16 protein-coding genes and 1 riboswitch are annotated in these 13,277 nt (G+C 43.4%); of the genes, 1 reads left to right on the plus strand and 15 read right to left on the minus strand.

Going from position 1 to position 13,277, the window contains the following annotated elements:
- The 7 genes from SSV_RS12240 to SSV_RS06880 form a co-directional block, all read right to left on the minus strand.
- A complete protein-coding gene (locus SSV_RS12240) occupies nucleotides 1–2,199 on the minus strand; it encodes a hypothetical protein (RefSeq protein WP_072074212.1) in 2,199 nt (732 codons plus the stop codon).
- A 15-nt stretch (nucleotides 2,200–2,214) separates the two neighbouring features.
- On the minus strand, nucleotides 2,215–2,691 hold the full coding sequence (locus tag SSV_RS06855) for a hypothetical protein (protein WP_002924162.1): 477 nt from the start codon (nucleotides 2,689–2,691) through the stop codon (nucleotides 2,215–2,217).
- 1 nt (nucleotide 2,692) lies between these two features.
- Nucleotides 2,693–3,352 (minus strand): hypothetical protein, encoded by a 660-nt coding sequence (locus tag SSV_RS06860; RefSeq protein ID WP_002924161.1) that lies wholly within the window; start codon nucleotides 3,350–3,352, stop codon nucleotides 2,693–2,695.
- Nucleotides 3,349–3,684 carry a hypothetical protein gene (locus tag SSV_RS06865; protein ID WP_072074213.1) on the minus strand — a complete coding sequence of 112 codons (336 nt, stop codon included), beginning with the start codon at nucleotides 3,682–3,684 and terminating at the stop codon, nucleotides 3,349–3,351. Before SSV_RS06865 ends, SSV_RS06860 begins: the two co-directional genes overlap by 4 nt.
- A gap of 16 nt (nucleotides 3,685–3,700) precedes the next feature.
- Complete coding sequence (locus tag SSV_RS06870) at nucleotides 3,701–4,090, minus strand: hypothetical protein (protein WP_072074214.1); 390 nt, start codon at nucleotides 4,088–4,090, stop codon at nucleotides 3,701–3,703.
- Between the two features lie 14 nt (nucleotides 4,091–4,104).
- Nucleotides 4,105–4,527: a hypothetical protein gene (locus SSV_RS06875; protein ID WP_060975873.1), complete on the minus strand. Its 423-nt coding sequence runs from the start codon at nucleotides 4,525–4,527 to the stop codon at nucleotides 4,105–4,107.
- Nucleotides 4,528–4,683: 156 nt separating this feature from the next.
- Nucleotides 4,684–5,199, minus strand: coding sequence for a QueT transporter family protein (locus SSV_RS06880; RefSeq protein WP_072074215.1), 516 nt, complete (start codon nucleotides 5,197–5,199; stop codon nucleotides 4,684–4,686).
- A riboswitch (PreQ1 riboswitch) is annotated at nucleotides 5,197–5,319 on the minus strand. It overlaps the preceding gene by 3 nt.
- A 28-nt stretch (nucleotides 5,320–5,347) precedes the next feature.
- Between SSV_RS06880 and SSV_RS06885 the strand changes: the two genes are divergently transcribed.
- The gene (locus SSV_RS06885) at nucleotides 5,348–5,788 is read left to right on the plus strand and encodes a GtrA family protein (RefSeq protein ID WP_072074216.1); all 441 of its coding nucleotides are present in this window, start codon (nucleotides 5,348–5,350) and stop codon (nucleotides 5,786–5,788) included.
- Nucleotides 5,789–5,860: 72 nt separating this feature from the next.
- On the opposite strand, the gene SSV_RS06890 is transcribed toward SSV_RS06885, so the two are convergent.
- The 8 genes from SSV_RS06890 to SSV_RS06925 form a co-directional block, all read right to left on the minus strand.
- On the minus strand, nucleotides 5,861–6,568 hold the full coding sequence (locus SSV_RS06890) for a B3/B4 domain-containing protein (protein WP_072074217.1): 708 nt from the start codon (nucleotides 6,566–6,568) through the stop codon (nucleotides 5,861–5,863).
- Nucleotides 6,569–6,585: 17 nt separating this feature from the next.
- On the minus strand, nucleotides 6,586–7,035 hold the full coding sequence (locus tag SSV_RS06895) for a MarR family winged helix-turn-helix transcriptional regulator (protein WP_072074218.1): 450 nt from the start codon (nucleotides 7,033–7,035) through the stop codon (nucleotides 6,586–6,588).
- Nucleotides 7,036–7,153: 118 nt separating this feature from the next.
- Nucleotides 7,154–8,167, minus strand: a complete 1,014-nt coding sequence (locus SSV_RS06900; protein WP_072074219.1) for a hypothetical protein — start codon at nucleotides 8,165–8,167, stop codon at nucleotides 7,154–7,156.
- 32 nt (nucleotides 8,168–8,199) lie between these two features.
- Nucleotides 8,200–9,126: a YihY/virulence factor BrkB family protein gene (locus SSV_RS06905; RefSeq protein WP_176693628.1), complete on the minus strand. Its 927-nt coding sequence runs from the start codon at nucleotides 9,124–9,126 to the stop codon at nucleotides 8,200–8,202.
- Nucleotides 9,127–9,159: 33 nt separating this feature from the next.
- On the minus strand, nucleotides 9,160–10,017 hold the full coding sequence (locus SSV_RS06910; RefSeq protein ID WP_072074221.1) for a methionyl aminopeptidase: 858 nt from the start codon (nucleotides 10,015–10,017) through the stop codon (nucleotides 9,160–9,162).
- A gap of 21 nt (nucleotides 10,018–10,038) precedes the next feature.
- Entirely contained in the window at nucleotides 10,039–11,316 is a 1,278-nt protein-coding gene (gene spxR / locus SSV_RS06915) for a CBS-HotDog domain-containing transcription factor SpxR (protein WP_009659239.1), read from the minus strand.
- On the minus strand, nucleotides 11,309–11,860 hold the full coding sequence (locus SSV_RS06920; RefSeq protein ID WP_072074222.1) for a GNAT family N-acetyltransferase: 552 nt from the start codon (nucleotides 11,858–11,860) through the stop codon (nucleotides 11,309–11,311). The genes spxR and SSV_RS06920 overlap by 8 nt, the downstream gene beginning before the upstream one ends.
- Before the next feature lie 33 nt (nucleotides 11,861–11,893).
- Entirely contained in the window at nucleotides 11,894–13,153 is a 1,260-nt protein-coding gene (locus SSV_RS06925) for a UDP-N-acetylglucosamine 1-carboxyvinyltransferase (RefSeq protein WP_072074223.1), read from the minus strand.
- Nucleotides 13,154–13,277 lie beyond the last annotated feature (124 nt).

A 13,277-nucleotide genomic window follows, 5' to 3' on the forward strand; every position in this document is an offset into this window, starting at 1 on the left:
TTATCCTTTTCTGTTACTTGGTCTAACTTCTTTAATACCTTCTGAAGTGAGTTTGTTTCTTTGTAGTTGTCCGTCAAGCAAAGTCTCGTGTAACTTTTCTCCCGTCCTATCAATCGTATGCCAATCACTCCTAGGAATACCTGATTGAGTTAAAGCCTGTGATGTACGAGTATTCAATATCAAAGTATTTCCATCGCGATTGATATATTCAACCGGTAAGTCTTTAATATCTATTTTACCCGATTTTATTGCATCAACTAAATCATCAATTGTTTTTATAGGTTCCCCTGCTAATTCAGAATATATTTTCTGTCCTTCTTGACTGAACGAGTGACCATATGTCTTTTGTGCATAATTTGCATCTTCCGACATTCCTATACCAGCCTTAGTTGCTTCGGTATCCACCTCTTCTGGCTTCTGCACCTTCTTGCCGGCATCAGGAGTGACTTCGGGTTGTCCGGCTTTGGGGAGGTCGGGTTCTTGCGCCTTGACTTTCGGAACGGCGCTGGCACTAGCCGCAGCTGCGTCAATGTCTGGTTTGACCTTGGTTTCCATTTCTGGCTTAACCTTGGTCGGATTGACTTCGGCTGGGCGAGTCACTTCGATATCGGGCTTCTTGGTCACGTCCACTTCTTTCGGACGGCTGTTTGGTGACACCACCTCGCTCGGACGAGCTTGGCTGACCTCCGGCTTCACGGGCTTACCTGTATCCAACTCGCTGTTGGTCTTATCCACCGCTGGACGGCTTGGATTGTCAATCTCGGGTTTCGCCGTTTTAGTGGTATCAATTTCTGGCTTCTTATTTGGACCAGTTATCTCTGGACTGCTTGCACGGTCAATATCAGGCTTGCTTGTCTTCGTCACATCAAGCTCTGGCTTCTTGCTTGGGCTTGGTATTTCTTGATGTTGAGGCGTTTGAATCTCTGGTTTTGGCTTCTTGCCTGTACCAAGCGTAGACGGATCCACATCTGTGTCCGCATGGGTCTTCAAGCCTGCATTGCCCGCTGGCAGATCCACACCTTTCCCACTACTTGGCAAGTCCACATCAGCTCCACTGCCACCCTTGCCAAATCTTGCTCGGGCTTTATTTCCAAGAGCAGTAGCTCCATGACCAATCGCACGCCCTATTCCAAACTGGAGTGCTGCGCCCAAGGGGTCATCCTGCATCGCGGTCACCGTATGAGCGATGTCATTGGCATCGTCGGCATAATTGACAGCTTTGCCTACCGTCTGTACCGTCGTAGAGGCGGCTTTCCCTGTCTTGGCAAGCACGCTGGCATAGGTCGCAAAGCCACCGGTCGCTGCCGTCAAGACTGCGTCCACACCTGCCCAGATACGCTCCCCGTCAGTCAACCGTTTCCCCGAAATGGTCTCCCCGCTAATCGCCTGATAACCGCTATCTGCCACCAGATAAGCAGTCCCTGCTCCGATAAGGATAGGAGCTAGGGTACCGCCACTCAGGACGCTCCCTGCGATAATGGCACCCACTGCTATAATTTTACCACCAATTTCAACCCACTGCAACCAGCCTTTGTTGTTCTCCTTCCAAGTCGAGCGCGCCCGCTCGTACTCGCCGACTTGCGTCGGAAACATAGCTTCCATGAGCTGTTGGTCGCTCAAGCCCTTGAGCTTTTCGTAATTCTCATGATCTTCTTTCTCAATTTTCGCCAAGCCTTCTTTTGCCAGCTTGAGCTTAACATCGTAGAGTTCCTTGGCAGCGGGTATCGGTGTTTTGTCGCTATTGACAATATCCGAAATACTGTAGTGCTCTGTGGTGGTGTACTCTATCGCAGTCCCGTACTCATCGTAAGCCGTGTTGGTTTTCGTATAAGTCAAATACTTACTCTTATACTGGTTTTTCCCTTCGTTGACCTTATTGAGACTCTCCAAAGCATTATCCAAACCCTCAAAGAATTTCCCGTCAATATTTTGGACGATTTCCTTGTGGACTTTCTTAGAGGCATCCAAGCGATGAAGAGCATGGTGCTCCGCATCTTCAAAAGGACCGACGGGCATGTCACGCCCCAAAGTCGCTTCTCCCGTTGCCACATAGAGATGAGCTAAGCCCTCAGAATTGACCTTATTTGACACTTCATCAATATCGCGTAGCAAGTCCTTTACGCAGTTGATGTTGCTGTGAAACCAACCCGTCTTAGAGCCTTCTTTAAAGTCAGGTTCATTCGTATAATATTTAGCCATTGTAACTCCTCTCTATCAGGCTCCACCAGTACCGATGATAATATCAGAAGACTTGGTCCCCTTCATATTCTTGTGAATTTCACCATTCTCGTCTTGAATAGATTTTTTCAGCTTGTCAACAGAGCCCTTAGGATCGTCTTTTATCCCCTGCTTGTCCTCAGCAGAAGTCTCGGAGCTATATAAAATACTGTTGGCGATGTCCATAGCCAGTATCTTATCAGTATCAATAAATTCGCTATAGGTGGTCTGTGTGTGCTTAAATATGACCTCGGTCAAAGTCTGAAAAGTCTGCGCTTTCGTGACAAATCGAATCAGCTGATTCTCATTTCCAACCATACGATTATGCACTTCTCCCTTTGAAGTGAGCGCAGGCAAGCCGTCAACTCCTTCTTTTAATTTCGTACTCAGCTGGGTTGCTGAAGTGACCATAGTTCGGATATGGAGCAAAAGCTGTTCCTGCTGCGTTAGGTCAATACTAATTTTGTCTGCCATATTACACCCTCACTTTCAAATCGTGGATAATCTCATCTCGTAATTCCTCACCGTCCACCGAGCGAATGCGTTCATGCGCCACATCAAACTCATACAAGCCCGATGGCGCCTCCAAAAAGAGACTGTCTTTCAGCAGCTCCTTGCGCCGAAATGTCTGCAAACGAATGGCTTCATTGTCGGCATAGTAAGCCTGTAAGCGAAAAGCCGAAAAAGGTTCCCAGCTGTAGTAAGCGTAGTTCTTGCGCTTCTCTTCCAAGTCCTTCAAAATCGGATGAATGTCTTTCAAATGCGCCAGAAAAACCAGGCTATGCAAAGTTTCAATCACATATTGATTATCGCCAATCTGCTTGATGACCGTCGTCGTCCACTTGTTGCTGTCGGTTTCCTGCGCGCAGAAATAATTGCTGTCCACCTGACAATGGTAAATCGCCTTGTGATAACGCTCCAGAAAAGCGCCGTAATAAGCGCACTCTTCCGTCGGCTCGTTATCAATCACCAAGCCCATTTTCCCCAAGTCCTCGTAGCCTTTTTCTAAAACCTGGCGCAGATTTTCCAAGCGAGTTTTTCCCTCTTCGCTAGGCAGGGGCAGAAAGAAGAGGTCATCCGAATAATCGTTAAACATGTGTAAGGCGTAAATCGCCTCCAAAGTAAAAGTCTTCATCCGTTGTCAATCTCCTTTTTTACATTGGCTTGGGAAGTTGAATTGAGCAGGGTTTCCAGCCCCTCAACAGCCGCTTTCAGCTCCTTCACGCTAGAAGAAAAATCACCTTGGTACTGTTTGAGAAAATCCTTCAGCCCCAGATATTGCTCCTTAGCCTTTCCGCTCCAGAGGCTCTCACTGCTTTCCATAGCGGAGATATTAGAAGGAATGGTTGTCTCTATCAAAGTCACGGCTGCTTTTAGATTTTCCAACACCGCAGCAATATTGCTACTTTCGTATTGTACCGTCTCAGCCGTATAGCGATCTTGAATATCGTTGATATTTGTATTCATTTATACACACTCCTTCTTATATTTTTTCCCAAAACCAGGTCTTATCCTTGTTGTACTCATCCTTAGCACTATCAATCTGACTGTCAAGACTACTGATTTTCGATTCTAAAAGATTGTGCAGATTGACGAATGACTGATTGGCGTCACGAACATAGTCGCGGTATTTTTTCATCGTTTTGACATCTTCTTTGAGATGTTCAGAAAGATTGCTGATGTAATGATAGCCCTCTTCACCGTCTACAATGCCGATGATTTTTTCACAATAATCGATAAAATTGTTCATATCATCCAGACTACGCATATGACTCAAACTATGCGACCGAATACTATTTCGCACCCGCTCATATTTTCTCTTTTCACCGCTCAGGTTTTCTACCCTGCTTTTCAATTCTTCATCACTTGCCATACTCTTCTCCTTCCTTAATTACGATACTGTTGGATAATCTCGTAGATTTCCTTTTTTTCTTTCTCTGCCATGCCCGACTGATAGCTTTGCACAAAGACAAAAGCCACAACTACGAGCGCTGGAAGAAGCATCAGATATCGCTTTTTCCGCATAGACATAGGCACCACGACCTCTTTGGTCTTAACAGCTTTAAATTCTGGGTGCTCTTTTTCTATTTGATTTTTTGCCATAAATAGAGGAAAAGCCCCGACAAACCAAATAGGGAGCATAATAATCGTGAGAATAGAAAAATACCTATTGTAGGACGGTAAATCATTATATAGTAATATAATGACACCCGCCACTCCAATAAGGTATGCAAGTCCCCACCAAAGAAGCCAATGATAGGCCTCTTTTTTGATTATCAAATACTCCCTAAGCTGCTCATTTTGTTCCATACAGAACCTCCTTGCGTTGTTTTTTTGGTCTCCCCTACCAAGAAGTTTAATGAGACTAATCTTAGTCTAAATGTACACTTCTAGGATACCATGAAGTAAAAAAATATGCAAATGCTTCCAATCTGTCTATTTACACACATCAGAGCCACAAAAAGCCTATTTTGTTAAATCAATTCGTCGGGCAATCAGGTTAATGACGATGGCTCCAACAATCAAGGAAGCAAATTCTCCAATGGCTGTTGTAAACCAAGTCAGGAAGAATGGCAGGCCTTGCAAGAAATGTAATTCTGCAGCAATGGTCACCATCGAAATAGAGAATAAAACTGCAAAATAGAAATGATCCAAACGAATCAAGCCTTTAATCAGATATTGATTCTTATAGCGATTGAAGAGGTAGACTCCCAGTGACAGGAAGACTAAGGTTGACCCACCGCCGACGAAGACATCAACGATTCCAAAACTATAGAGATTAGCAATCATACAACCAATGGTGACTCCCATGATATATTTTCGGTTATAAAATGCCATAAAGTTCATCATTTCAGAAATTCTGAACTGATAGGCCCCATAACTAATAGCATTTAAAGGGGGCGTAATGGTTAGGGCTACATAAATGGCAGCAACAATGGCAATCTGAGCCAAGTCACGAACTGTCAGTTTTTCTTGTTTCATGTTTTCTCCTTTAGCGGCTTTACCGCGTGTAATATGCTTGGCGAAAGAAGCTAAGCGCCAAGGGTCGCGCTACCAAGAGCTTATCACTCTGTGGTTCGGCAACCCAACTAGTATAGCATAAATCCTGGAAATATGATAGACTATCTTTATGAAAACTTTAATCAAAAAATTCTTTGACAATGAGGTCCTGTCCTATCTTTTCTTTGGTGTGGCAACAACTGTCGTATCCGTTGTCAGTCGGATGCTCTGCTATGAATTGACGGGAAACGAACTACTGGCTACAATAATAGGTGATATTCTTGGTATTCTATTTGCCTTTGTAACCAACGATACTATCGTTTTCAAGCAAGCAAGGAGTGGCTGGCCTTCTAGACTTATCAAATTTTTCACTGCACGTTTGGCTACTATGGGCTTAAATTTACTATTGACTTTTATCTTTGTCACTAGCTTCCCACAAATTATTGGTCAATTCGTCCAAAATGATATTAAAATGATCAACACCGTTGAAACTTTCATTGCTCAAGTGCTTATTATCGTCCTCAACTATGTCTTTAGTAAGATTTTTGTCTTTAAAAATAAGAAAAAATAACAACAAATTAGCCTATTTTACCCTATAAAAGCAAATCTGGATTAGATAATTCTGATCCAGATTTTTTTATTCTCAGATTTCCAAGCTTGGATTATCAAGCGTCAGATGGGTGATTTCTCCTTTGGCACCAAAATAGTCCTCAATCAGAGTCTGGAGTTCTGTCATGGCTGCTTGTGCACGCGCTGCTTGCGCTCCATTGATGGCCTCGATGACCAAGATGGCATCCTTTGTCTCGTCTGTTAACATAGTCCGCTGGGCTTCTCGCCAGTTAAGGCAACGGCAGACAGCTCCCTCTTCATCGTAGTAGATGATTTCTTCTGGCAGTGCCGGTGCGTCACTCTCAGCGCCCAGTGGGAAAAAGGCTTCCCCACCCTTGGCTTTTCCTAGATGAAGACCTCCGACAATCTTATCCAAATCCTCTCCGCCACAAGGAACTGCATAAGAGAGCGAAACACTGTTGTAGATATCTACCAAAGGATTTATGGGATGAAACTCCCGCCCCTGACTAACCCGCTTAAGCAGAGCTTCGATAGAGGATCGTGCTCCTTTCTTGGTCTTGAATTTGCTGAAAGCCTGCCGCCACTCCTGAATGACTTCATTTTGAGTGAAGTTCTCATCCAAGATAAAGTCTTCAGCTCGTTTCGCTCCCTTATCTAGCAGGGATTTGAAATATGGATCCTTACTTTCATCCACTCGATTATCCAGTCCTTTGACTACTAAAACACTAATCTGCGCTTCTGGAAATATTTCCCAAAATGCTTTTTCAACTGTAATATTCATGATGCACCTCTTTAATCTTAATAGTTTCTTTTTTGTCCTTTTTTGACGGCTTCCCAGTCACTTGTGATATTTTCACGTACTCGGACCAGCATTTTCTCCAAGGCTTTAACTTCCGCCTGAGAAAAGCCCTGCAGGGATGTCTCTTCAGAATAGTTATTCTCCGCTAGGATAAAAGGATAGAGTTTTTCCCCTTTTTCCGTCACAAACCATTCCTTGTTCTTCTTGTTTTCCTTGGCTGCCTTCTGCTGGATCAAGCCCTTGGCCTCTAGCTTCTTAACAGAACGGGCAACCGTCGAGCGATCCACCTTGAGTAGCTCCGATAGCTCCTCTTGGATAATTCCCGGATTCTCCGCAATTCGCACCAAATAAAGATATTGCCCCCGCGCCAACTCTATGTCGCGGAACTCAATATTAGCAATGGAATCCAAAGCTCGGGCGATAATCCCAACTTCCTGCAATACTGACATATCCCCTCCTTTGATTTTTATTTGAATCTATTATAACACATTTTGTTGCAAATGCAATAAAATTAACTAAAAAGAAAAAGAGGAAAATCCTCTTTAAATTTGGCAAAAATGTCTTTTTCTAGTTTTCTTCTTCCTTGTAGTATTTTTGCAATTCTTCCGCTGAATTAATGACATGTTCCTGCCCATCTACTGAATATTTAGCTGGTATAGTCACGTTCTCAAATACATTCGTTCCAGGCGGAAAGAAGAGTTCGGTTACGTTTTTTACTAACTCAACATCGGTTTCTCTATTTAAGAAAGCAATGCAAGCATCTTTTTCATGCATAATCTTATATACTTGGGGATATTTACTTGATAGAAGTGAATTCTCAAATTGTTTTTCTGAATAAGAACTTTCCAGAGACATCCATGTTATATGAAGTCCAACACCTCTTTTTTCCATACGTTCATCAAAATTAGTGAAGATTGTAAAACCATTAGGAAGAACTCTATATGGATTAATTCCCTTATCTGAAACAATTCTCCCTTCATCTAGATTAATACAATATGCCTTTTCTTTATCAGTTGACTTCTGTCTTAAATAGATTACTGCATAATACTTTTGAGTGTTTGAGTCCGCTATAATATCTGAACGGATTTTTATCGGAATCAAATCAGGGTCGTAGTTACGAACCATTTCAAAAACATCAAATTCTCTTTTTTTTAATTTTTTATTCTGGAATTTGTAAACTGCCAACTTCCAATATTCTCCTTTTTGAGGAATATTTCGATTAAATTCATTTTTATTCAATAGATTGGGATTAGCTTTGAGCTTCATGTAACTATTGACGAAATATCCGGAGTCAAACTCTCTTATAACATCATAATCAGGATCTACTATATATGATTTTGCTTTTTTCATATTTTCCTGTTCTTCAGAATTTACAACGCTCCAGTTATAAGCAATAGCCTTATCGTTTTCAAGAAAGCTATAAACAGGTTCATATTCAGGAGAATAATACGTAAACTGCCCGTACTTTTCTTGGAACTTCTTTGCCTCTTCCTTACTCCAAATAAAATACGTTGCAGCTCCTAGAAGCAAGAGCAAAGCGACCACAATACTCTTCCATTTAGTTAGTTTTTTACTTTTCATACTTATTTATCCTTTTCCATTCCAAAACAACATCAGTCCTCTTCCCCATCCTGCTCTTTCTTCGTGAAAGTAAAGCGTCCAGTACTTTCAACTTGAAACCCTGACTCACAACAGCTCTGGATACTGGCATTGAGCACTGCACCAACAATCAAAATTTTAGCAATCATGATAAACCAAAACATCATCACAACCATAATGATGGAACTGAAAAAACGAACATCAACTAGGTGATTTAAGTAATTGTCCATGTAAACGGAAAAGATATTAAGTAAAGCTAGAATGATCAAGAGCACAAAGGCGCTGCCAGGCAGAACATAGCGTTTTTTGTTGATTTTCACGTTAGGCAGGAAATAATAGAACATAACCAAAACCGCGAAGAGTATGGCGTAAATCAATGGCTCCGTAAAATTCTGCAAGTGCTGATAGAGTTGGCTATCAAGTTTCCAGTAAGTACGGAGAAAATCAAGCGACATATGGCCAAACATGGTCAGAAAGAGGGCCAAGGCAAATAGAATCTGCAGACCTAGACTCACAAAGAGACTCATGACGCGATGAGAAATCAGCCCCCGACTCTTAGCCACCCCATAGGCTTTATTAAAGGCAATCTGTAGGAAATTCATGGACTTGGAAAAAGTCCAAAGAGCCGACAAGACTGAGAAGCTCAGCAGGCCAGTCGAAGGCTGGGTCAGCACTTCACGCATGACTTTTGCCACAACATCATATAAAGTCTCTGGCAGCATGTCCTTGATAGCTGTCAGAAAATCCGCAATTGGAATATGGAAATAAGGCAGAATATTGACGATAATCAAGAGCAAGGGAAAAACGGAAATCAGCCAATAATAAGCAACTGCAACGCTGCTCAGCTCACTATCTGCCTCTTTATAAAAACGGAAAAATTCTCTTAAAAACTGATTGTTGCGAACCTTACTAAATAATTTCTTCACTCTCTTCTCCTTCAAAAAAAGCTGAGACAAGTGCCCAGCCTTTGATTTCTAATAAGTCCCTTCTTCTCCCTGGCTGGTCAGAATGACAGGACCATCTTTTGTAATGACAAACTGATGCTCATACTGGCAAGACAAGCCGCCATCCAGCGTTTTATGTGCCCAGCCGGTCTCAAAGTCCGTATCAATTTCCCAGGTACCTGTATTGATCATGGGCTCGATAGTCAGAACCATTCCCTCACGCAAGCGCAAGCCGCGTCCTGCTCGACCGTAATGCGGCACCATAGGCTCCTCATGCATGGTTGGGCCAACACCGTGCCCCACCAAATCCCGCACAACGCCATAGCCATGACTTTCAGCATATTCCTGAATAGCTGCACCAATGTCGCCGATACGATTGCCGACCTTAGCTGCCGCAATTCCACGATAGAGACATTCCTTGGTCACATCCATCAGCTGCTGAGCTTCTGGGCTAATCTTTCCTACTGCATAGGTCCAGCAAGAGTCTGCCACGCCGCCTCGGAAGCTCTCTGTGTGCTGCTTCATCTGTGCTACATTGTCAAAATCTAGCTTGGACACATCCAACTCTGCCTTATCGATCAAGCCAACCACCATATCAACGCTGATGACATCACCTTCTACCAGCTTCTGATGACGGGGAAAGGCATGGGCTACCTCGTCATTAAGAGAGCAGCAGGTCGCATAAGGATAGTCAATGACAGAGCCTTCAACACCAATTTGCAGAGGCAGCGCATTGTCTTCTTTACAACGCTTGCGAACATACTCTTCAATGTCCCACATGTCAATACCTGGCTTAATCAAGTCTCTCAAACCAATATGGACAGAAGCCAGAAAATCTCCACTCTTGTCCATCAAGTCAATTTCACGCTGTGATTTTAAAGTAATCATTCTTTCTCTAATTTCCTCTTCTTAATTAATTTTCACTGTAATCGTCGCTTTGGCAACCAGCATCGCTTCCAGATACATCTCAAAGTCTATAATGGCTGTCCGCCTAGTCTGACGGATAATGCGCGGCTGGATATGCAGTAGGTCATCAATCTGAACCGCCTGAAAGAAATAAATCATCAGCTGGTCGATAATCAAGCTGCGGCCGCTGTTGACCATGAGCTGCTGGGTAATCCGAGTCAGAATTTCTGTCAGCACACCGTTGGCCAGCACACCATTTTGCTCCAGCATAAAAGGCTCAACGGTAAAGGAAAACAAATCATCCTGACGGCTAATCTTCTGTCCCACCTGCTCACTGAAAGTCGGTAAGCTGGAAATTTGAGAACGGCTCATTTTTTCCATAATATCCCGCCGCGTAATCACACCTAGCAAGGTCTGATTGCTGCGAACCACTGGTATCATTTCAAAATCTTCTGCAATCATGCGCTGACTGATATTGGCAATATTGGCAGATAGGCCTGTCATAAAGACATTTTTCGTCATGACCTTATCCAAGGTTGTCAGAGGCGACTTATCCCCCGCGTCACGCATGGTTACTACTCCCACTAGCATCTGCTGCTGGTTGATAACCGGAAACCGGCTGGCACGATTGCGACGGACCAAATCCAGATAGTCACGAACAGTATCAGTATCATGCAAGAAGCCGTACTCGTGGCTGGAGCGATAGACCTGCTCCACTGTTAAAATATCGGTCTTGATCTGCATATTGGATAAGGCACGATTAATCATGGTTGCAACGGTGTAGGTATCGTGCTTGGTCCTGAGAACCGGTATATTAAGCAAATTAGCCATCTTCAGAACTTCCGAGCTGACTTCAAATCCTCCGGTTACCAACACAGCATTCTCATTTTCCAGGGCCAAGAGCTGAATTTTCGTCCGGTCTCCGACAATCAAAAGACCGCCCTCTGTCAGATAGCGTAGGATATTCTGCTCCGTCATGGCTCCGATAGAAAATTTATTGAACTCTTTTTCTAGACCATCTTCTCCAGCCAATACTTCTGAGCCAGTAATATCAACGATTTCCTTATAGGTCAGATGCTCCAAGACAACTTTCTTGGACTTGACCCGAACCGTACCACTCCGAGGCCTGGTCTCAACAATACCGCGGTTCTCCGCTTCCTTGATCGCTCGATAGGCCGTACCATCGCTGACTCCCAGATAGTTTGAAATACTGCGGACACTGACCCTCTTGCCGATTGGAAGATTTTCAAGATAGGTTAAAATTTCCTGATGCTTACTCATTAAAATTTCCTCTCTCATAACGGTACTCCAGATAATCTCTCATCTTCCTCGTGTACCGATCGCTCCCTTTAAACTGCCGGTAGAGGCTGAAGCCAGATTTTTGAGCTACCTTTTGACTAGCTAGGTTCTCTGCGTGAGTGATAATACTAAGTCGTTTGAAGTCAAAGCGGGTAAAAGATAGAAAAGCAATTTCTCGAACAATTTCCGTCATCAGCCCTTGTCCCCAGTGGTCTTGCCGCAGAAAATAGCCTAACTCAGCTTCTTTCTTAATCTCATCCATCTTTTCAAACTTGACAGAGCCAATCATTTCCTGCGTTTCCTTGTGACAAATAGCCCAAATCCCCAGAGGATTTTTCATAAAGAAATTGGCAATGACGTATTCACTTTCCTCTAGGCTTGCTTCTGTCGGAAAGATGAACTGAGTATTTTCCGGATTGGACGCAATCTTATATAGAGCCCCTGCATCTTCAAATACAATAGGCCGCAAAAAAGCATGCTCCGTCTCAATAAATGAACAAGCTGCTAAATGAGTCCACAAATTCATCTGCTACCTCTACAAAAAATAAGCGAAAAACGCTTATTCTTCTATCAACTGGATATCTGCACCCAGATTTGTTAATTTTTCAATAATATTGGAATAGCCGCGCAAGATAAACTCGATATTAGTAATCTCTGTCTTTCCTTGAGCCATCAAACCAGCAATAACCAAGGCAGCTCCTGCTCGTAAATCGGTCGCCTTGACCTGAGCTCCCTGCAGTTGATTTGGTCCCTCATAGACAATCTGATCACTACTGGTCGAAATTTTGCCTGCCATCTTAGCCAGCTCCGCCACATGGTTAACCCGCTTCTCATAGATCGTGTCCGTGATTTTACCATGGCCATTAGCCGTCAGCAAGAGCGGGGTAATAGGCTGTTGTAGGTCAGTTGCAAAGCCTGGATAAGGAGAAGTCTTAATGTTTATAGCTCTCAGAGTTTGCTGCTCTTCGACAAAAATGCTGTCTTCAGAAACCGTCATCCGAACACCCATTTCCTCAAGCTTAGCAATAAAACTCTCTAAATGCTCATAAAGGACATTATTAATCTGAATTCCCTGACCAATAGCTGCAGCAAGAGCGATATAAGTTCCTGCCTCGATACGGTCAGGAATTACTTGATGACGCGTTCCATGAAGGTGTGGAACCCCCTCAATCGTGATAATATCAGTTCCTGCTCCACGGATGTGCGCTCCCATATTATTCAAGAGAGTTGCCACATCGATGATTTCTGGCTCCCGCGCTGCATTTTCAATAATGGTTCGACCTTTGGCCTTGACAGCAGCTAACATCGTATTGATGGTAGCGCCCACGCTGACCGTATCCATATAAATGCTAGCGCCTTTCAGCTGCTGACCTCCTGTGGATAGGTTCATGTAGTTGCCATCCATGGTCATCTTAGCCCCCATGGCTTCAAAAGCCTTGAGATGCAAGTCAATAGGACGCGGCCCCAAGTCACAACCACCAGGCAGACCTACCGTCGCTTCACCATAGCGTCCAAGCAAGCTTCCATAGAAATAATAAGATGCTCTTAGACTGTTGATTTTTCCATAAGGCATAGGGACGTTTTGGATACCGCGCGGATCAATCGTCAAACTGTCCTCAGAGCGAGTAACACTAGCTCCCATGGCAATCATAATATCAATCAGACTATCCACGTCCGAAATATCAGGAACACCATCCAACGTTACAATATCATCCGCCAGAATCACAGCCGGAATCAAGGCAACGACACTGTTTTTAGCACCATTAATAGTCACCTCTCCTTTTAAGGGGCGACCACCATGTATTACAATTTTTTTCATGTTTAAAATAAAGCTCTTTCAAGGTATTGCCATTTATTATACCACAGATTCGGGAAATTTCCTATACTTTTAGATAAATAAGACAATTGAAATTAAAATGAAACAGGGAAAATGGCTTTTTCAA

The organism is Streptococcus sanguinis (assembly GCF_001078705.1).
GTDB lineage: Bacteria > Bacillota > Bacilli > Lactobacillales > Streptococcaceae > Streptococcus > Streptococcus sanguinis_D.

What these genes read in the sequence shown, in the direction of transcription:
- SSV_RS12240 (WP_072074212.1), bottom strand. Translation starts at nt 2,199, where the DNA reads ATGGCTAAATATTATACGAATGAACCTGACTTTAAAGAAGGCTCTAAG.
- SSV_RS06855 (WP_002924162.1), bottom strand. Translation starts at nt 2,691, where the DNA reads ATGGCAGACAAAATTAGTATTGACCTAACGCAGCAGGAACAGCTTTTG.
- SSV_RS06860 (WP_002924161.1), bottom strand. Translation starts at nt 3,352, where the DNA reads ATGAAGACTTTTACTTTGGAGGCGATTTACGCCTTACACATGTTTAAC.
- SSV_RS06865 (WP_072074213.1), bottom strand. Translation starts at nt 3,684, where the DNA reads ATGAATACAAATATCAACGATATTCAAGATCGCTATACGGCTGAGACG.
- SSV_RS06870 (WP_072074214.1), bottom strand. Translation starts at nt 4,090, where the DNA reads ATGGCAAGTGATGAAGAATTGAAAAGCAGGGTAGAAAACCTGAGCGGT.
- SSV_RS06875 (WP_060975873.1), bottom strand. Translation starts at nt 4,527, where the DNA reads ATGGAACAAAATGAGCAGCTTAGGGAGTATTTGATAATCAAAAAAGAG.
- SSV_RS06880 (WP_072074215.1), bottom strand. Translation starts at nt 5,199, where the DNA reads ATGAAACAAGAAAAACTGACAGTTCGTGACTTGGCTCAGATTGCCATT.
- SSV_RS06885 (WP_072074216.1), top strand. Translation starts at nt 5,348, where the DNA reads ATGAAAACTTTAATCAAAAAATTCTTTGACAATGAGGTCCTGTCCTAT.
- SSV_RS06890 (WP_072074217.1), bottom strand. Translation starts at nt 6,568, where the DNA reads ATGAATATTACAGTTGAAAAAGCATTTTGGGAAATATTTCCAGAAGCG.
- SSV_RS06895 (WP_072074218.1), bottom strand. Translation starts at nt 7,035, where the DNA reads ATGTCAGTATTGCAGGAAGTTGGGATTATCGCCCGAGCTTTGGATTCC.
- SSV_RS06900 (WP_072074219.1), bottom strand. Translation starts at nt 8,167, where the DNA reads ATGAAAAGTAAAAAACTAACTAAATGGAAGAGTATTGTGGTCGCTTTG.
- SSV_RS06910 (WP_072074221.1), bottom strand. Translation starts at nt 10,017, where the DNA reads ATGATTACTTTAAAATCACAGCGTGAAATTGACTTGATGGACAAGAGT.
- spxR (WP_009659239.1), bottom strand. Translation starts at nt 11,316, where the DNA reads ATGAGTAAGCATCAGGAAATTTTAACCTATCTTGAAAATCTTCCAATC.
- SSV_RS06920 (WP_072074222.1), bottom strand. Translation starts at nt 11,860, where the DNA reads ATGAATTTGTGGACTCATTTAGCAGCTTGTTCATTTATTGAGACGGAG.
- SSV_RS06925 (WP_072074223.1), bottom strand. Translation starts at nt 13,153, where the DNA reads ATGAAAAAAATTGTAATACATGGTGGTCGCCCCTTAAAAGGAGAGGTG.